At 35.1% G+C, this 18,373-nt stretch carries 21 protein-coding genes; 17 read left to right on the forward strand and 4 right to left on the reverse strand.

Translation table 11 applies throughout. From position 1 onward, the window contains the following. Positions 1 to 75 precede the first annotated feature (75 nt). Both KW2_RS02335 and KW2_RS02340 read left to right on the forward strand, forming a co-directional pair. Positions 76 to 990, forward strand: coding sequence for a carbohydrate ABC transporter permease (locus KW2_RS02335; RefSeq protein ID WP_021036777.1), 915 nt, complete (start codon positions 76 to 78; stop codon positions 988 to 990). Continuing rightward, positions 971 to 1,822 carry a carbohydrate ABC transporter permease gene (locus tag KW2_RS02340; protein ID WP_021036778.1) on the forward strand — a complete coding sequence of 284 codons (852 nt, stop codon included), beginning with the start codon at positions 971 to 973 and terminating at the stop codon, positions 1,820 to 1,822. The genes KW2_RS02335 and KW2_RS02340 overlap by 20 nt, the downstream gene beginning before the upstream one ends. Before the next feature lie 30 nt (positions 1,823 to 1,852). Here KW2_RS02340 and trhA read toward each other — a convergent pair whose 3' ends face one another. Beyond that, positions 1,853 to 2,506 carry a PAQR family membrane homeostasis protein TrhA gene (trhA, locus tag KW2_RS02345; RefSeq protein ID WP_021036779.1) on the reverse strand — a complete coding sequence of 218 codons (654 nt, stop codon included), beginning with the start codon at positions 2,504 to 2,506 and terminating at the stop codon, positions 1,853 to 1,855. 201 nt (positions 2,507 to 2,707) lie between these two features. Between trhA and KW2_RS02350 the strand changes: the two genes are divergently transcribed. From KW2_RS02350 to KW2_RS02370, 5 genes are all read left to right on the forward strand, one after another. Next, positions 2,708 to 3,544: a DegV family protein gene (locus tag KW2_RS02350; protein ID WP_011675538.1), complete on the forward strand. Its 837-nt coding sequence runs from the start codon at positions 2,708 to 2,710 to the stop codon at positions 3,542 to 3,544. Positions 3,545 to 3,598: 54 nt separating this feature from the next. Continuing rightward, entirely contained in the window at positions 3,599 to 4,438 is an 840-nt protein-coding gene (locus tag KW2_RS02355; protein ID WP_021036780.1) for an SGNH/GDSL hydrolase family protein, read from the forward strand. Continuing rightward, positions 4,435 to 5,646 (forward strand): glycoside hydrolase family 3 N-terminal domain-containing protein, encoded by a 1,212-nt coding sequence (locus tag KW2_RS02360; protein ID WP_021036781.1) that lies wholly within the window; start codon positions 4,435 to 4,437, stop codon positions 5,644 to 5,646. The genes KW2_RS02355 and KW2_RS02360 overlap by 4 nt, the downstream gene beginning before the upstream one ends. A gap of 8 nt (positions 5,647 to 5,654) precedes the next feature. Further along, on the forward strand, positions 5,655 to 6,311 hold the full coding sequence (locus KW2_RS02365) for a YpmS family protein (protein WP_011834535.1): 657 nt from the start codon (positions 5,655 to 5,657) through the stop codon (positions 6,309 to 6,311). 104 nt (positions 6,312 to 6,415) lie between these two features. Beyond that, a complete protein-coding gene (locus tag KW2_RS02370; protein WP_010905402.1) occupies positions 6,416 to 6,691 on the forward strand; it encodes an HU family DNA-binding protein in 276 nt (91 codons plus the stop codon). 109 nt (positions 6,692 to 6,800) lie between these two features. Here KW2_RS02370 and KW2_RS02375 read toward each other — a convergent pair whose 3' ends face one another. Next, positions 6,801 to 7,298 (reverse strand): GNAT family N-acetyltransferase, encoded by a 498-nt coding sequence (locus tag KW2_RS02375; protein ID WP_021036782.1) that lies wholly within the window; start codon positions 7,296 to 7,298, stop codon positions 6,801 to 6,803. Between the two features lie 182 nt (positions 7,299 to 7,480). Between KW2_RS02375 and KW2_RS02380 the strand changes: the two genes are divergently transcribed. From KW2_RS02380 to KW2_RS02420, 9 genes are all read left to right on the forward strand, one after another. Next, a complete protein-coding gene (locus KW2_RS02380) occupies positions 7,481 to 7,990 on the forward strand; it encodes a methylated-DNA--[protein]-cysteine S-methyltransferase (RefSeq protein ID WP_021036783.1) in 510 nt (169 codons plus the stop codon). Between the two features lie 14 nt (positions 7,991 to 8,004). Next, positions 8,005 to 8,553, forward strand: a complete 549-nt coding sequence (locus tag KW2_RS02385; protein WP_021036784.1) for a bifunctional transcriptional activator/DNA repair enzyme AdaA — start codon at positions 8,005 to 8,007, stop codon at positions 8,551 to 8,553. Between the two features lie 11 nt (positions 8,554 to 8,564). Then, the gene (locus KW2_RS02390; protein WP_021036785.1) at positions 8,565 to 9,368 is read left to right on the forward strand and encodes an arylamine N-acetyltransferase family protein; all 804 of its coding nucleotides are present in this window, start codon (positions 8,565 to 8,567) and stop codon (positions 9,366 to 9,368) included. 146 nt (positions 9,369 to 9,514) lie between these two features. Next, positions 9,515 to 10,324: an ABC transporter ATP-binding protein gene (locus KW2_RS02395; RefSeq protein ID WP_021036786.1), complete on the forward strand. Its 810-nt coding sequence runs from the start codon at positions 9,515 to 9,517 to the stop codon at positions 10,322 to 10,324. Continuing rightward, positions 10,321 to 11,046 carry an ABC transporter permease gene (locus tag KW2_RS02400; protein ID WP_021036787.1) on the forward strand — a complete coding sequence of 242 codons (726 nt, stop codon included), beginning with the start codon at positions 10,321 to 10,323 and terminating at the stop codon, positions 11,044 to 11,046. The genes KW2_RS02395 and KW2_RS02400 overlap by 4 nt, the downstream gene beginning before the upstream one ends. Before the next feature lie 61 nt (positions 11,047 to 11,107). Continuing rightward, a complete protein-coding gene (locus tag KW2_RS02405; protein ID WP_041168569.1) occupies positions 11,108 to 11,566 on the forward strand; it encodes a LytR/AlgR family response regulator transcription factor in 459 nt (152 codons plus the stop codon). After that, positions 11,563 to 11,940 carry a DUF3021 family protein gene (locus tag KW2_RS02410; protein ID WP_011675546.1) on the forward strand — a complete coding sequence of 126 codons (378 nt, stop codon included), beginning with the start codon at positions 11,563 to 11,565 and terminating at the stop codon, positions 11,938 to 11,940. The genes KW2_RS02405 and KW2_RS02410 overlap by 4 nt, the downstream gene beginning before the upstream one ends. A gap of 108 nt (positions 11,941 to 12,048) precedes the next feature. Further along, positions 12,049 to 13,194, forward strand: a complete 1,146-nt coding sequence (locus KW2_RS02415; RefSeq protein WP_021036789.1) for a cysteine desulfurase family protein — start codon at positions 12,049 to 12,051, stop codon at positions 13,192 to 13,194. Positions 13,195 to 13,344: 150 nt separating this feature from the next. Further along, positions 13,345 to 14,223: a C40 family peptidase gene (locus KW2_RS02420; RefSeq protein WP_021036790.1), complete on the forward strand. Its 879-nt coding sequence runs from the start codon at positions 13,345 to 13,347 to the stop codon at positions 14,221 to 14,223. A 56-nt stretch (positions 14,224 to 14,279) separates the two neighbouring features. Here the strand turns inward: KW2_RS02420 and KW2_RS02425 are convergent, their stop codons facing one another. Then, positions 14,280 to 15,929 carry a peptide ABC transporter substrate-binding protein gene (locus tag KW2_RS02425; RefSeq protein ID WP_011834545.1) on the reverse strand — a complete coding sequence of 550 codons (1,650 nt, stop codon included), beginning with the start codon at positions 15,927 to 15,929 and terminating at the stop codon, positions 14,280 to 14,282. A gap of 191 nt (positions 15,930 to 16,120) precedes the next feature. Next, positions 16,121 to 17,053: a cysteine synthase A gene (gene cysK, locus KW2_RS02430; protein WP_021036791.1), complete on the reverse strand. Its 933-nt coding sequence runs from the start codon at positions 17,051 to 17,053 to the stop codon at positions 16,121 to 16,123. Positions 17,054 to 17,271: 218 nt separating this feature from the next. Here cysK and KW2_RS02435 point away from each other — a divergent pair, with 218 nt between their 5' ends. Continuing rightward, positions 17,272 to 18,357, forward strand: a complete 1,086-nt coding sequence (locus KW2_RS02435) for a LysM peptidoglycan-binding domain-containing protein (protein WP_021036792.1) — start codon at positions 17,272 to 17,274, stop codon at positions 18,355 to 18,357. Positions 18,358 to 18,373 lie beyond the last annotated feature (16 nt).

Consider the following 18,373-nt stretch of genomic DNA (forward strand, 5'->3'; position numbering starts at 1 on the left):
GATTTACTGACAGAAACGTGAAATTTACTGACGAAAGCTTTACAAAGACAAAAAGAAAGGATTTGCTCACATCATATGGAAAAACAAAAAACCAGCAAAAGAGCCAGAGGCGAGATGTTTCAAGCTTACGGATTTTTAGCCCCTGCCCTTCTTGTTATTCTCATATTCTTTGTGCTGTCAATTTTATTTGCGGTTTATTTGTCATTTAACAATGTCAATCTTATTGCGCACAATTATCAATGGAATAATTTTAAAAATTACACTAACCTTTTAGGGGATAAACAACTTTTTCGAGCTTTAGAAAATACAGGTTTCTTTGCTCTAGTTGTGGTGCCAGTTCAAACGATAATCGCTTTGGTCATCGCCTATATTTTGGCCAATAAAGGCATCAAAGGAAAAACCCTTTTTCGTTTAATTTATTTTTTACCAACATTGACAAGTTCAGCAGCTTTGACCTTAATTTTCATGTTTATTTTTAATCTAAATGGTCCAATCAATGGTCTCTTAGAAAGTCTTCATCTGATTAGCCAACCAATTAATTTTATAAATGACACCAATTGGACTTTAAAGGTAATCATGATAATGAATATTTGGTCAACAGTACCTTATTTTATGACCATTTATCTGGCTTCTTTGGTTGATTTACCTGATTCAATGTATGAAGCCGCTGAAATTGATGGAGCGAATGTTTTTGATAAATTACGTTATATCACCATTCCTTATTTGCGGCCAATTACTACTTTTGTTTTACTGACAGGGATTATTGGAACTTTTCAAATGTTTGACCAAGCTTATATTTTTTCGGGAGGAACAGGTGGACCTGCAAATAGCACACTGACCGTCAGTCTTTTAATCTTTCAATATGCTTTCGGTCAAAATAATCAAATGGGCTACGCAGCAGTCATCGCAATCATTTTGGCAATCATCATCTTTATTGTCGCCAGGATTGCTGAGAAATTAAACGGAGGAAATGGTTTTGAAAAGAACTAAAAAACAAAGTCTGCTTCGGACGCTGCTTTATATTATTTTGATTGCTTATGCTTTTATTACATTTTACCCTTTTATGTGGGCTTTAGCCGCATCTTTTAAACCATTATCTGAGATAACGAGTGGAAGTTTATCACTATTTTCAAAGCATTTTACGATAGAGCAATACCTCTATCTCTTTAGCCCAGCTTCTGGTTCAATGTTTACACAATGGTTGATTAATTCAGTGATTGTTTCAGTCATTGGAACGGCAATCAATATTTTTCTGAATACAATGGCCGGATACAGCCTTGCTAGATTAACATTTCCAGGGCGAAAGCAATTTTATTATGGAATCTTGGCCATGATGATGGTACCCGCGCAAGTCCTCTTGATTCCCAACTATTTGATCATTAAAAATTTAGGAATGTTAGATACTTTTTGGGCGCTGATTTTACCAGCCGCGATTAATATTGGAAATATCTTTATGATGAGACAATTTTTCCTAAGTTTTCCCAAAGATGTTGAAGAAGCAGCCAGAATTGATGGACTATCTCGCGTTGGAACTTTTTTCCGTATTGTCATGCCCCTTGCTAAACCTTCAATTGCAACGCAAGCAGTCTTTGTATTTATGGGATTTTGGAATAATTTTTTATCACCCATGCTCTATCTACATACTCCGAGCAAATTTACTCTGACTGTCGGCTTGCAAATGCTCCAATCAGCTGACCAAGGGGGACAAATGTGGAATCGTGTCATGGCAGCCTCAATCCTTACCATTATCCCTATTATCATTTTGTATATTATATTTAATCGTTATTTCTTACAAGGCGTTCGAATGGACGGAGAAAAATAAAAAAACCGCTTAGCAAACGGTTTTTTTATTTTATCCCACATAAAGATAAACAGAGAAGAACATGAGGATTGCAGCCAGTAAAACAAAGAGGTGCCAAACCACGTGAGCGAAAGGAAATTTAAAGTGATAGATAAGCGCTCCGACGGAATAAACCACGCCTCCTGCAACTAAAAGCCAGAAGCCAACTGGATGTAGGGCATTCCATAAAGGATAAATGACAATCAAAATCATCCAACCAAGAACGACATATAAAACGGTCGATAATTTAGGAGTTTTACCCCATTTTGGCAAGTAAATTGAAGTTAAGACAATCCCCAAAATAGAACAAATCCAAATCACTGCTAGCACAATCCAACCTAACCAATTATTTAAAGCAACTAAACAGTAAGGCGTATAGGTTCCAGCAATTAAAAAGAATATCCCGTTATGGTCAAAAACTCGAAAAACTTTGACCGCTTTAGTAAAATGTAAACTGTGTGCTAATGTGGAACACAGAAAAAGAATTACTAATGAGGCTCCATAGATTGTAAAAGCAACAACTTCAAGTGCAGACCCAGAAGCAGCACCTTTAATCACGAGAAGAACTAAGGCGGCAATTGCTAAGCCGGTTCCTGCTCCATGAGTTATCGCATTGAAAATCTCATTGAGAATCTGATAGGTTCTTGAACCTTGTGTTTCTTCCATTTGTTCTCTCCAATTTATTGATTTATTCAGCTTTTGAGCAATTTTATGATTTGTTTTGAAATCAAAAAAATAATATTTTCAACCTTTTTTGCTCTTTCCAACTGAAAATTTGTTATAATATATGATAGCACAAATTGTATAGAAAAGGAATTGAACGAACGACTCTCTCATATAGAGTGAGCGTAAGTTCAAATAGTAAATATGCCAATAAAAATTGTGACAGATTCATCCATTACGATTGAGCCAGAACTTGCTCGCGAACTTGACATTACTATTGTTCCGTTGTCAGTAACGATCGATGGAACAATGTATTCAGACGACGACTTGAAGTTTGAAGATTTCATGGTCAAGATGGCTGCATCAAAAAACTTGCCTAAAACAAGTCAGCCACCAGTTGGTGTTTTTGCCGAGGTTTATGAAAAAATTGCTGCTGAGGATGATGAGATTATCTCTATTCATTTAACAGAAGCATTGTCAGGAACAGTTGAAGCAGCACGCCAAGGGGGAATGCTTTCAGGACGTAATGTCACCGTCATTGATAGTGATTTTACTGACCAAGCTCAAAAATTCCAAGTGGTTGAAGCAGCGCGTCTCGCAAAAACTGGGGCAACCAAAGAAGAAATTCTAGAAAAAATTAAATATATTCGGGAAAATACTGAACTTTTCATCGGATTTTCAACTTTAGAAAATTTGGTTAAAGGTGGCCGCGTCAGTCGAATGACAGGACTTTTTGGAAGTCTTTTACAAGTTCGGGTGATTGGGACATTAAAAGACCGCGAATTGAACACACTTTTGCGTGGACGTGGAAGCAAAACTTTTTACAAATGGCTTGAAGAATTATCAGATACTATCAGTAGTTCTGGACGTAAAATTCGTGAAATTGGAATTTCTCATGCGCAAGGTTTGGAGTTTTCACAAAAAGCCAAAGATGTCTTACAAAAATTTGTTGAAAAACCTATTTCAATTTTGGACACCAATACAACAATTGCCACACATACAGGTCCTGGGGCTTGGGCAATTATGATTGATTACGAATGAAAAAACTAATTTGCAATTTTATTTTTTGAAAAACTAGGGAGGATTGCAAAGAATATGATGAAGAATTTTATACGTACATTTGCCGGCTTTTTGCTGGCAATTTTGCTAATTTTAGGCTTGTTTTTACTTGCTTTTCCAAAAGCTGGTGACCGATTTAGAACTGAGAAGAAAGTATCGGCTTTGTCAGTAAAACATGTGTCCTATGCTGCTTTGGGAGATTCACTGACAGAAGGAGTGGGGGATGCTACTGGACAAGGTGGCTTTGTTCCACTTTTTGCCAAAGAGATTGAAAATTCTACTGGCGGCTCTGTCAGTAGTCAAAATTTCGGAAAGGCTGGAGATACAAGTACTCAAATCTATAATCGCATGATGAAAAGTAAGAAAATTACTGACGGACTTAAAAAAGCCAATATCATCACGATTACAATTGGAGGCAACGATGTACTAAAAGTCATTCGAGATAATGTGACTAAATTATCTTCAATGACTGAAAAGGACTTTGTTAAGCCAGAAGAGCTTTATCAGGCAAGAGTTAAAAAGTTATTGGATAAAATTCGTGAAAATAATCCTCAAGCACAAATCTATGTCTTAGGAATTTATAATCCATTTTATCTTAACTTTCCAGACCTTACTGTCATGCAAAATGTGATAGATAGTTGGAATACCGCAACTGCTGGTGTTGTCAGTCAAGAAAAAAATACTTACTTTATTCCAATTAATAATTTACTTTATAAAGGCTCAGGAGATAAGCAGGCAGTTGAAGCGGATAGTTCAACGAGTGCGGTTGCTAATAACTTACTTTATACTGAAGACCATTTCCATCCAAATAATATCGGTTATCAAATTATGGCTGATGCAGTCTTTGCAAGCTATAAGGAGGTCAACCAGAAGTGACCAAAAGATTAAAGAAACAAGCAAAACCGGTTGTTTTTCTGGGTCTTGTTATTGGTTGTGCACTTATTGTGTCAGGAGTTCTTGGTCTGTCAGGACATTTAAATAATCAAGAAGCAATCAAAAGTAAAAAGAAAAATCAAGTTTCAGAAACAAAAACTAATTCAAGTAGTCAAAATAAAAGTGACCAAAAAATGCCAAAAATGACTTTAGAACAAAAAGTGGGTCAGTTATTTATGACGGGGATGCCTGCAAATAACTATGACCAAGCAACTTTTGATGCGATTGAAAAATATCAGGTTGGGAGTATCATTTTGACGGGCCGCTCTAATCTCAGTATTCCTGAAATGAAAGATATTACTGACAAGCTACAAGGCTTAGCACCTGCTAATCGACGTCTTTTGATTTCTTGTGATCAAGAGGGAGGAAATGTTCAGGTTCTTCAAGGGGCTGGTTTTTCAGAAATGCCTAATGGATTGACCCAAGGAAGTTGGGCGCCAGAAAAATTACAAGAAGAAGCTAAAAATTGGGGGAGTGAACTTTCAGCCGCTGGAATCAATTTTGATTTAGCCCCAGTTGCTGACCAGGTATTATCTGCTGATTTTGCACCACAAAATGCTCCGATTGGCTACTGGAGTCGTCAGTATGCTTATGACAAAGCTAATATTGTCAGTCATGCTGATGCTTTTTCTAAAGGAATGAAATCAGCTGGTGTTTTAACAACCGCTAAGCATTTTCCAGGGCTTGGAGCGGTGACAGGTAACACGGATATCAGTGCTGGTGTCAGAGATAGTCAAACAAATCCTAAAAGTGAATCCGTTCAGATTTTTAAAGAATTAATTTCTTCGGGAGTTCCATCAATTATGACGGCGACAGCAATTTATGATCAAATTGACCCTGAGCTTCCGGGAGCCTTCTCACCTAAAATGGTTGATGGCTTACTCCGAAATCAATTAGGCTTTGATGGTTTGGTAATTACTGACGATTTATCAAACGCTGTTCAAGTTCAAGCTTGGTCACCAGGCCAAAGAGCAGTATTGGCGCTGGTAGCGGGAAATGACCTTGTCCTAGCCAATGAGCCCACTCAAATTCCAGAAATGATTTCAGAAGTTTTGCAAAAAGCAAAATCTGATCAGGAATTTGCAGAAAAAATTAATCAAGCATCATCAAGGGTGATGAAAGTAAAAGAACAAATGAAACTTGTAGAATAGAGAAGCAAATGGAAAATAAAGAAAGTCAAACCAGAAAATCTAAAGCAAAGGATTCAAAGAAGCCAAAGAATGAAACCGAAGAAAAAGTTAAGAAAAGTGCAATTTGGAAATGGCTCTTTCTTGTGCTTTTAGCTCTTAATTTGGCTGGGATAGTATTTGTAGCAATCCGCGTCACGACACCCAGAGATCAGACTGTTTTGAACCAAAAATCAGTCAGCAACTCTGACCAAAAGGTCGCTCAAATCAGTAGTACCACTTCACAACTCAATGAATTAATCAACAGTTATTTAGAAACTTACCAAACGAAAGAAATGACTTATAAGTTCTATATTTCTAATCAGCAAGCAGTTCTTGAGGCTTCTTATAAACTGTTTGGGACTAAAATTCCCTTGTACATCTATTTTGAACCTTTGGCATTATCAGACGGCTCTATCAGTTTATCTGTTCAAAATATTTCTGCTGGAAGTTTGAGTTTGCCGACCTCAGAAGTCTTACAAATCGTTAAAGCATATGATTTGCCAGACTTTGTACAAGTCGAAAGCAAAAAAAATCAAATTGTCATTAATTTACCAAAAATTAAGCTTGCAAGTAATCTTTATATTAAAGTTAATCAAATTGATTTAGTTAAAGGAAATTTTATCTTTGATTTCATGAAAAAAGCCTGAAAAACGCCTTAAAATGGCATTTTGACTTGCAAACTGGGCTAAGATTTGCTAAAATGAAAAATGCCTATGTTTAAGGTAAAAAACAAATGGAGGACATTTCTAAAATGGCTAACAAACAAGATCTTATCGCTGAAGTTGCAGCAAAAACAGGATTGACTAAAAAAGACTCAGAAAAAGCAGTTAATGCTTTTGGTGAAGTTGTAACTGAATTCCTTGCAAAAGGTGAAAAAGTTCAATTGATCGGTTTTGGTACTTTCGAAACTCGCGAACGTGCAGCTCGTGAAGGACGTAACCCACAAACTGGTGAAGCAATCAAAATCGCAGCTACAGTTGTTCCTGCATTCAAAGCTGGTAAAGCATTGAAAGACGCAGTTAAATAATTAGTAGAATTTAACATCAAGTGCCACGTTCTTCGTGGTACTTTTTGTTTTGCTTAAAAATATAAAAGGGGCACAAAATAAAAAAATATATCTGAGATATATTTTTTGTCTATAGTTCCTTCGTAAAAAAGATTTCTGTCACTACTTCCCCTAGATTTTCCTCTTTGAAGATTCCTGTATCAGAAAAGCCCATTTTTTTGTAAAAATTAATAGCATTTTCATTAGTGCTTAGAACCCATAAACCTACTTTGGAATATTTTTCTGTTACAAGCTGCTCTAAAGCAAATTCAATCATTTTTCTTCCGATTTTATTTTTTTGATAGGCGTCAAGCAGATAAATTCCTTGAATTTCTCCCAAATTCTCTTGAAAAGAATTTTCTCGCAGACTACCCCAACCACAAAATCCAACCACTTTGTTATCGACAATGGCAACCACTGTGTTGGCACAATGATTATTTTTAAAAATAGTTATACTTGATTCAAGACTGCGTTTGTCTAGGAAACTTTTAGGTAATAAGCCATGATAAGTTTCTAACCAAGCCTTATAGTGAACAAAGGCGATTTCTTGAAAATCTTCTGGTAAGGCTTTGCGTAATAATACTTTCATCAGATGGTTCCTCATTTATTTTTTTAATATTATATCATTTATCACTAATAAAATAAAAAATTGATTATGGATGATGAACTTTTAAAGAAGAATAATGAAAAAGCCAAATAGTGATGTTTTATAGCCGATTTTTTTGTTATACTAATGATTATAAAAAATAAGGACTAGAAAGGAGAGGACGAATGTTATATAAAGCAAGTTATCAATCCCCCTTGGGAGAAATGAGTCTTCTAAGTGATGAGACCTATTTGTTAGGGCTATGGTTTAATGAACAAAAATATTTTGGTTCCGCATATGATTTAAACTTAGCCAAAAAAGCTGAAAGTTTACCAATTACTGAAGCAATTGAATGGTTAAATCAGTATTTTAGAGGAGAAAATCCGAATTCTCAAAAAATCAAATTAAAACCGGAAGTAACAGAATTTAGAAAAAGGGTTCTTAAAATACTCAGTGATATTCCTTATGGAACTTTAATCACTTATAAAGAAATTTCAAATCTTCTTCAAATCAATGATGAAAAGAAACGAAATATGTCGCAAGCTGTTGGGGGAGCAGTCGGTCATAATCCAATATCTATCATTATTCCTTGTCATCGAGTAGTGGGCAGTGATGGAAGTTTAACAGGTTATGCGGGTGGCTTAGATAAAAAAAGGGCGCTCTTGGCTCTCGAACAAAATAGTTTAATCAAATAAATAGGAGCTTTCATTTGAAAATAACTGATGAAATCTGGGAAGTTATTAAAGATAACGATAAAAAACTTGATAATAAACTGTGGTATGGAGTGGCAACAACCAAGATTTTTTGTCGGCCTTCTTGTGTATCCAGATTACCTAAAAGAGAAAATGTAAGTTTATTTGATTCTCCTAATCAGGCTCAAAATGAGGGCTATCGACCATGCAAAAGATGTCGACCTATGGATAGAATTGTTCCAAATGAAGTGTGGATTGAAGAAATTGATGCAATTTTGAATGAGCATTATGATGAAGCCTTAAGCCTTGAGAAACTTGGGTATAGGCTACATGGCTCTAGCTCCTATCTACGACATGTTTATAAAAAAATAAAAGGAATAACGCCACAGCAACAATTGATGACAATAAGACTAGAAGAAGCTAAAGCAAACTTGCTGACAAGTAATGATTCTATTTCAGAAATTGCCCAAAGAGTTGGGATGGCGAATACTCCTTATTTTATTAAAGTTTTTCGGCAACATTATGGAAGTTCTCCTAATCACTACCGAAAAAAATATAAAAAGTAAAGGATAAGTAAATGATAAACGAAAATTTTATGCTGACAGAAGAACAAGTAAAAAAATATTTAAAAAGAATCAAGATGTCATATCCCATAGAAGCTACATTAGAAAATCTGCATAAATTACAGTTAAATCATTTAAAATATATTCCTTATGAAAATTTAAGCATTTTGTATGGGGAGCCTATTTCACTAGATGGACAAGACTTGTATGAAAAAATTATTGTAAACGAACGAGGAGGATTCTGCTTTGAAACAAATGCTTTATATCAATGGTTACTTAAAGCAATAGGTTATCAAGTTACTTCTTACCATACTCGATTGATTGGTCTACCGCCAGAAGAACAATTGAAGCGTCATCGAATGATAAGAGTAGACTTTGCTGATGCTTCTTATATCACTGATGTGGGAATTAGAATCGCTCTGTCTCGAAAAGCCTTGCGTCTTGAAAAAAATAAGATTCAAACGGATGGTCATTCAGATTTTAGATATTTGTCAGGGGAAAATCAGGGCTGGAATATGCAATATAAGCGGAAAAATCATGATTGGGAAAATGTTTTTTCTTTTCACCAAGAAGCAGAGTATGAAAAAGATTTTATTATGCCAGCCTTTTATTGTGAGAAACATCCAGAGTCGCCCTTTAGGCAAGGACCACAAATGTCAATTTTTACTGACAAGGGGCAAATTACGATAGCTAATAAACTTTTGACAATCAGTAATGAGACAAAAATTATTGAGAGAAGGGAATTGTCTAGTGAAGAATTTGAAAAATATTGTAAAAAATATTTTCAGATAAACTTAAGTGATTTTCAACATATTTGAAAGATAATTAGAATTTATAAAAGGATAGGATAATAGCTTGTCCTTTTTTATTATCTAAATAATAAAAAATATTTTATCCCTAATTATTGTCAATTTATCCCAGAGTTTTGGGAAGTGATTTTAGTATATTAAGCTAAAATAGCAGTATGAAAATAAAAAATATAGAAAAATCCTATGGTAAAAATCAAGTGCTAAAAAATATTAGCTTTGAACTAAATCAAGGAGAAAAAGTTGCTTTGTTGGGCAATAATGGCGCTGGAAAATCAACATTGATGAATATCATTAATGGTAATCTTGAGGCTTCATCAGGACAAATTGATTATGGAACAATGAATCCGACATCAAATAATACGGGTTATATCATGCAAAATATGACCCTGCCTCCTGATGCTTTAGGAAATGAAGTTTTATCTCTATTTGCGCGTGATGAGAATGCTAAGAATTATGGGAGAAGATTAGTTAAAGAGTTCAGAATGGAATCATTTTTGAATCGAAGATTTTCTAATCTTTCTGGAGGACAGAAGCAAAAACTATTTTTGATTTCAGCTCTTCAAAATAATCCAGAATATTTTTTCTTAGATGAAATTACAACTGGGTTAGACAGTGAAAGTAGAGGAGAACTTTTTAAATTTTTATCATCAAATTTGAAAGTGAAGGAAGCCACTTTACTTTTAGTGACACATTATTTGGAGGAAGCTTTACAATTATGTGATCGTTTCATTATTCTTAAAGAGGGGCAAATTATTGCGGATTTGAAAAAATCAGATTTGATTCAGGAAGACTTTTCATATTTAGAGTGCTCAATGAATATTTCAGATTTTGAAGAATATAGGATTAAAGAATATCAATATAAAATCCCTAAAAAATTAGCCGCTGAAGCACTCGTTAGATTTAGTAAGGAAATTGTCTTATATCAAAAAGACTATCGAATTGATTTGGAGGAATTATTGTCATGAAATTTTTAAAATATTTTGCATTTGAATTGCGATTACGCTATCGAAATCCTTCGCAAATCTTCTTTGTCTTTATTTTTCCTTTGTTTTTAATGTTTGCTTTTTCCTCAAGTTTTGGAAAAAGCGTTCCCCACTATATTGAAAATAATATTGCTTCAATACTTTTATATAGTGTTCTGTCAGCAAGTTTAACCTCACTTTCTGTTCAAATAGCAGAATATCAATCTGGAAAGATTTATCAATTATTTATTCAGCGAGGCATAAAGAAAATATTTTATATAGCAGCACAAATCGCCAGCTTCATGATCATTATTTTTTGTTCAACAATCACTATTTTATTAGTCGCTCATTTTTCTTATCATTATGATTTTCCTAAGCTGAGTATTTTACTGGTTTTTTATCTTAAACTTTATTTATATTCACTGCCATTTTGCTTATTAGCTATCATTATTGGACTATCAGCCAAAAATACGGCGACAGCAAGTGCGATTGCAATGCCGATTATGTTTCTTTCATTCTTCTTTTCGGGAATGATGATTCCATTATCACAGCTTTCGGGAGGGATCCGGAAAATCGCTGATCATTTTTTTCTAACTCAGTTACTTTCAGATTTAAATCATACCTTAACTTCAACTTACACGGTTATTCCAAATTGGTCAGTCATCTTACTAAGTTTTGGAGTTCTTTGCCTTTTGAGCATCATTGTTTATAAGAAAAAGGCCTAATGATAGAAGCTGCTTTAGTTAAATAATTGTTTAAGTAAGCATTTCTTTATATAATAAAAAAGTGAAAATAAAAAAACAAATTGATCCTAATATAAAGGAATCAGAACTTGTGGTTATTGCACGAACAGAAGAGGAATTTTCACAAGTAGTCAAGCAATATCATTTGCAAGATTTGACTGCAAACGAAGAGGATAAACTCTATTTAGCAACAAATCAAGGTTTTGAGATTATTAAAATAAGAGAAATTCTATATATAAAATCAATAAAAAATTATCTCGAATTTTATACGGTAGGTGGAAAGATAAGAGTAAGGTCTCCTTTGTACTTTTATGAAAAAAAATTAGCCAAAGACTTTATTAAAATTTCAAGAAATACTTTGGTTAATTTTGAGCAAATTACACGCTTAGAAACGGATTTCGTGTATGGGGTGGTACTTTGGATTTCTGAGGATAAACTGCCTGTCAGCCGAAGATATTTGGCAAATATCAACCAAAAATTAAAAGAGGGAGCTAAAAAATGAAATATTTAATTTCTGCTTTTAAAGGAATCCTTATTGCTTTAGTCTGTGGACTTTTTCTCACCTTACTATATGGCGGAAAGATTGAGCTTGAGTCTATGGCTTTAATTCTTCTTTATGGCTTTATTCAAGGTTTCATTTCTAAAGTGATTGATGAGTTTATTAGTATCGCTTTAGTAGAGTTTATCAGTCAAGCCTTATGTAGTTATCTCTTAGCTTTTATTTACTTATTAGTGAATACTTGGTTGTTTGATAACTCTTGGCATAATCATATTTGGAGTTTTACTGTGACCTGGCTTCTTATTTTTATTTTGGTTTATATTTATTCGATGATTAGAAATCGGCAGATTGTCAAAAAATTTAATAAAGAGAGCTGAGTTTTCTTATAATATATGCTCTTGATATTTAGTCCTTATATTATTTTTCAACGCTCAGACATTTTTTGTGATAAAATAAGATTGATTTTTAAATATTAAGGATAAAAAATGATATATTTTGATAATTCTGCTACGACGGCAGTTAATCCAATGGTTTTACGAACTTATACAGATGTAGCAACAAAAATTATGGGAAACCCTTCAAGTTTACATGGCTTGGGAACGACGGCCACACGTTTGCTAGAGGCGTCCAGACGACAAATTGCTGAATTACTCGGTCTTGATTCACAAGAAATATTTTTTACAAGTGGGGGTACAGAGGGCGATAATTGGATTATTAAAGGTGTGGCTTTTGAAAAAAGACCTTATGGTAATCATATTATTGTTTCCAGCGTTGAACATCCTGCAGTAAAAAATGCGGCAGAATGGCTCAAGACTCAAGGATTTGAACTTGATTATGCGCCTGTTGATGCGGATGGTTTTGTTATTGTTTCCGAACTTGAAAAATTGATTAGAGATGAAACGATTTTAATATCAGTGATGGCAGTCAATAATGAAGTGGGAGCTATTCAACCGATTCAGGAGATTTCTGAACTATTAGCCGATAAGCCAACCATTTCTTTTCATGTGGACGCGGTGCAAGCGATTGGGAAAGTTCCTTTAGAAACTTGGCTGACGGACCGACTTGATTTTGCAACTTTATCGGCTCATAAATTTCATGGTCCTCGAGGAGTGGGGATTGTGGTCGCCAAAAAAGGGAAAAGATTAACTCCTCTTTTACATGGTGGCGGTCAAGAGCATAATTGGCGCTCAACCACAGAAAACTTGGCTGGAATTGCTGCGACTTCTAAGGCGCTTCGATTAGCTCTGGATGAAGACGACTTCAAAAGAAAAAAAGTGTTAGCAATGAAACAAGTTATTTTAGAAGAACTTGAAAAACATAAAAAAGTTCATGTTTTTAGTAAAATGACTGATTTCGCACCAAATATTTTAACTTTTGGTATTCGAGGGGTTCGTGGAGAAGTTGTTGTTCATGCTTTTGAACAGCATGATATCTATATTTCAACCACTTCGGCTTGTTCTTCAAAGAAAAATGCTGCCGCTGGAACCTTAGTTGCTATGAATGTTCCTTCAAAATTGGCAACAAGCGCAGTTAGAATCTCATTGGATTCTACAAATAATATGGCAGAAGTTGAACAATTTTTGACTGTTTTCCGTCAAATTTATCAAGAGTTGGAAAAAGTAAGTGGCTAAACCTTGGTGAGAAAAATTGGCTAGATTGTTTGTGGCTCTTTTAGAAATGAAAAAAGGTGATTTGAAATTAACTTCAAATCACCTTTTCTTATCTAAATCTTAAAATATTCTTATTAAGTTATCATTAAAATTCACGTGTTATAAATAGATATGAATAAAAGAACAAATAATGATAAAAAAAGTGGCTCCAAAAATATTGATAAAAAAGGACAACTAATTATTTTAACTTGCCTAGTCCTCCTATGTTTTCTTGTCGGCTATAAAATATATCATAGTCAAGATGTTCAGGCATCAACGATTAAACTGGTTAATAAATCAAATAAAACCTATGCTTATGCTGGGCAAAAAAAATTGACAGGTCTTCAAACAATTAATGGGAATAATTATTATTTTGATTCATCAACGGGTGTCATGAAGACAGGTTTGCAGACTGTGAATGGGGGAACCGTTTATTTCAGTCCGGCAAACGGTAAAATGGTCTATGGACTACATAAAATTGATGGATATTATTATTATTTCTCAAAGAAAACTGGAAAAGATGATGTGGTCAAAGCTTATGAAGCAGTAGCTAGTCAATTGACTACAAATAATAAGGTCATTGAAAAAACAATTTCTTCAGGAATGAAATTGGTTGGAAAGAGTCCTTATGTTTATGGTGGGGGACGAACTGATGAATCAGTAGCGAAAAATGAATTTGATTGCTCAAGTTTTATTGCTCAGATGTTTCGTTTGGGTGGTCAGTCTTTAGTTTATCAATTTGCGGCTTCAACTTCATTACTTGCCCAAACAGGAACAGCCGAAGAGTGGTCGGATAAAGCACGTGGTGATTTATTAATTACTGCTGACGATGCAAGTGAGGATGAGCAACATGCGGCTATTTATCTTGGTGGAGGCTTTATTTTGCATGATTCAACAAGCACTGATGGCGTGAGCATTAGTCGATTGAATCAAGTCATTAATAAAAAAGTCTTAGGAAATATGACTTGGGGGCAATTATTTGAGCCCGGCCATGTTCGTCATGAAGTTTAAAAGTTACTGACAGAATAAAAAATTTACTGACAAAAATCTGTCAGTAAATTTTTTTATTATTTAGTGATTTCAGCGTGACGTAAATCAAAAATCATGGCTGAGTTATAAGTAGAAATTCCTTTGAGTTTTGGATTCAGTAATAAAGACACAGATTCGGTAGCAAGTGGGTTGACGTTAGCTGACTCATAAAGTGCTCTCTCAGCGTCTTTATAATGAGCGTATCGTTTATCTGCTGACAGAACGTCTGGAGCTGTAGTGGCTGCATTATAAGCTTTATCAAAGTCTTTATTATCGACTAAGCCGTGATTCATTGAACTTCCTGACACAAAGTTCATCAAGAAATCAGAAGGTTCATTATAATCTGCCCCCCAGCTGGTTAATAAAATTTGGAAATTATTATTTTGGGCATCTTTTTGGCGTTGAGCAGATGAGACTAATTTTTCGTTGATGGTCAAACCTGGTAAGTCTTTTTCAAGATTTCCTTTGAGATAATCCACTGCCGCTTTAGCGAATGAATTATCATTAGCGCCTTCAAGTTCAAGTGTAATTGAGGTTTTTCCTAACTCTTTTAGACCTTCTTTAAAAAGTTCGGCAGCTTTTTTGGCATCGTAGGTATAAGGCTGAGCGGCATAAGTCGCGAAATCTTGACCATTTGGTGCTTGGTCTAACTTTTTAGGGGTCACAGTATTTGTAATTGAAAAGCTTGGCGCAGCAATCTCAAGCAAGTTTTTGCGATTTGTTGCCAAATTTAGAGCTTGACGGATTTTTAAATTAGAAAGTTCAGGAACTTTACCAGATTGATTGTATTCTAAAACATCAATTCTTGGTGAAGTCAAAGCTTTATAATCTTTGTTCTTTTTGTTTGCAGAAACTAATTCAGGAGTGGCAAGATTAGCAACATCAAGTTTTCCAGATTTGAAAAGATTAACAGCAGTGTTAGGATTATTTACGATTTGGTAAGTTGCACCAGAAAGCTTAACATTTTTGGCGTCATAGAATTGGTCATTTTTTACAATTGAGAAAGTTTCATTTGAACCAGTCCAATTATTTTTTCCTTTGACAAATTTGAAAGCTCCGTTATAGAGACTGGTGTCTGAACTTGTCCCATATTTATTTCCCATTTTCTTAACGAAAGCTTCATTGACGGGATAATAAGCTGGAAGTGTCAGTAATTTATTGAAGTAAGGAGTAGGTGTTGCTAAAGTGATGACTAATTTTGTATCAGATTCAGCTTTAATTCCAAGAGAATCAACTGTTTTTTTACCGGCCATTATTTCGCTGGCATTAGCAACTGGTGTCAAGGCATAAGCATATTGTGAACCAGTTTTGGGGTCAACGGTTCTTTGCCAGCCATAAACAAAATCAGCGGCCGTTAACTTAGCTCCGTTTGACCATTTTAACCCGTCTCGCAAAGTTACATTATAAGTTTTACCATCTTTTGAAACGTCAATTGATTTTGCCAAATCATTGACAACTTGCGCATCAGGATTCCAACGAACAAGTCCGGCATCAACATTGAGAAGAACATCAATGGAATTAACATCAGCTGCCATGCTGGTGTCAAGGGTTAAAATATTGCTTGCAAAGCTGTAATTTGCCTTTTGAGTCGGCTGTTCAGATTTGCTGCTAGAGTTTCCACAGGCTGTCAGTAATAGAGCAGCAGAAAGAGAAACTGCAGAGAAAGCAATAATTTTTGATTTATTCATGAAATTGTTTTTTCCTTATTAAAATTTTCCAAGAGCGAAGCGCTCCCAAAATAACTTTACCCTAAAATATAAAAATATAAAAATAACTTGTTTAGATTTTAGAAAAAAATACTGACAGAAAAATTTAGAAGAAACCAATCAGAATTTTTAGCTGATGGTTATTCTTAAGTTTCTGTCAGTAACTATTTATTTTATTTTTCAGAATCAAAATCGTAAAGAGCAGTTGACAAGTAACGTTCACCATTATCAGGAGCAATGGCTAACACTTTTTTACCTTTACCTAATTTTTTTGCTACTTCGAGAGCGGCATAAATGGCTGCACCAGAAGAAATTCCAACTAAAAATCCTTCTTTACCCCCGAGATGACGAGCAGTTAAAATAGCATCCTCTCCTTTGACACGAATGATCTCATCATAAGATTTGGTATCAAGATTTCCAGGAATGAAACCAGCAGAAATTCCTTGAATTTTATGAGGTCCAGCAGGTTCGCCCGAGAGAATAGCAGATTCATCAGCTTCTACAACATAAGTTTTAATATTTGGATTGACTTTTTTTAAGGCGTGAGAAACTCCTGTTATTGTTCCTCCAGTCCCTGCTCCTGCGACAAAAGCATCAAGTCCAGTTGGGCCAAAAGCGTCGATAATTTCGGCACCAGTTGTTTTTTCATGAACCTCAGGATTTGCAGGATTTTCAAATTGCATGGCTAGAAAATAGCCTTCTGTTTCTGAAAGTTCTTTTGCTTTGGCAATTGCAGCTTTCATCCCACCACTAGCAGGGGTTAAAACCAACTGAGCACCATAAGCTTGAATCAATTTACGACGTTCAAGTGAGAATGACTCTGGCATGACAATCACGACCTTGTAGCCAAGAGCGGAACCAACAAAGGCCAAGCCAATTCCAGTATTACCAGAAGTGGGTTCAACAATTGTTCCGCCAGCCTGTAAGCGGCCATCAGCTTCAGCGGCGCGAATCATAGAAAGAGCAATCCGATCCTTGACGGAACCGCCAGGGTTAAAAGCTTCAAGTTTAACATAAACATCAGCGCTATCGGCTGGGACATTCTGTAATTTAATGATAGGAGTATGTCCAATCAGTTCGGTAATATTTTCATAGATTTTTGTCATTTTTTTGGCTCCTTTATTTTCATTATAGCTCAAATAAAAAATTTTGCCTCCTAATATTATAATCATGGCTCTAAAAAAAATTTATGACAATGAAATTTTAAAAATAATAAAGAAAAGACTTTACAAATCGTCAGAAAATTTTTATACTAGTAAGTAACAATAAAAATACAATTGGCATATTTCAGTCAAAAAACTAGTTAATTAAGAGGGGAAACTCGATGAAACAGAAACATAAATTAGCGCTTGGAGCGTCAATTGTTGCTTTGGCAAGTCTAGGTGGAATCAAAGCTCAAGCAGCATCAGTTCAAGAAATCATCAATGCTGCAGTACCAGTAGCCAATGACTATGGGCTTTATCCATCAGTAATGATTGCCCAAGGAATTTTGGAATCTAGTGGTGGTCAAAGTGCTTTAGCAAGTAATTATAATAATATTTTTGGAGTAAAATACACTTCTGGAACACCAGTTTATTTACCAACGCAGGAATACTTAAATGGCGTAATGACAAATGTTGTTGAACCATTTCAATCTTATAGTTCAGTTTATGATGCTTGCGTTGCCCAAGCTCAAATGTTGCGTGGTTCTTCATATTATTCAGGTGCTTGGCGTGAAAATACTAGCTCTTACTTAGATGCAACTGCTTGGCTTGAAGGACGTTATGCGACTGACCCAACTTATGCTTCTAAATTGAACAGTGTGATTTCAGAACTTGGATTGAGTATTTATGACCAAGGGGGAGAGGTTTCTAGTGCGAGCGCTGTTACAACAAGCTCAGCAGCCACACCAAATTCAGTCGGAACTTATAAAGTACAAGAAGGGGACTCGTTGTCAGCGATCGCTGCACAATATGGAACAACAGTAGAGGCACTTGTATCAGCAAATAGTTTGGAGAGTGCTAACGATATTCATGTTGGGGAAGTCTTACAAGTTGCTGGAGCAAGTAGCACGACAACAAACACAAGTAATACCGCTTCAAGCACATCAGCTAATACATATACTATCAAATCAGGGGATAGCCTTTATTCAATTGCTGAGCAATATGGAATGAAAGTTTCATCATTGATGTCAGCTAATGGAATTTATGATGTTAACACAATGCTCCAAGTAGGACAAGTTTTACAAGTTAGTACAAACAGTTCAACAAATACAAGCACATCAGCATCATCTGGTAGTTACACAATTCAAAATGGTGACAGTATCTATTCTATTGCAACAGCCAATGGAATGACAGCTGACCAACTGGCCGCTCTCAATGGTTTTGGAATTAACGATATGATTCATCCAGGCCAAACCATTAAAATTTAAATAAAAAAGCACTGAC

This window comes from Lactococcus cremoris subsp. cremoris KW2, assembly GCF_000468955.1.
In the GTDB taxonomy this organism is placed as follows: domain Bacteria; phylum Bacillota; class Bacilli; order Lactobacillales; family Streptococcaceae; genus Lactococcus; species Lactococcus cremoris.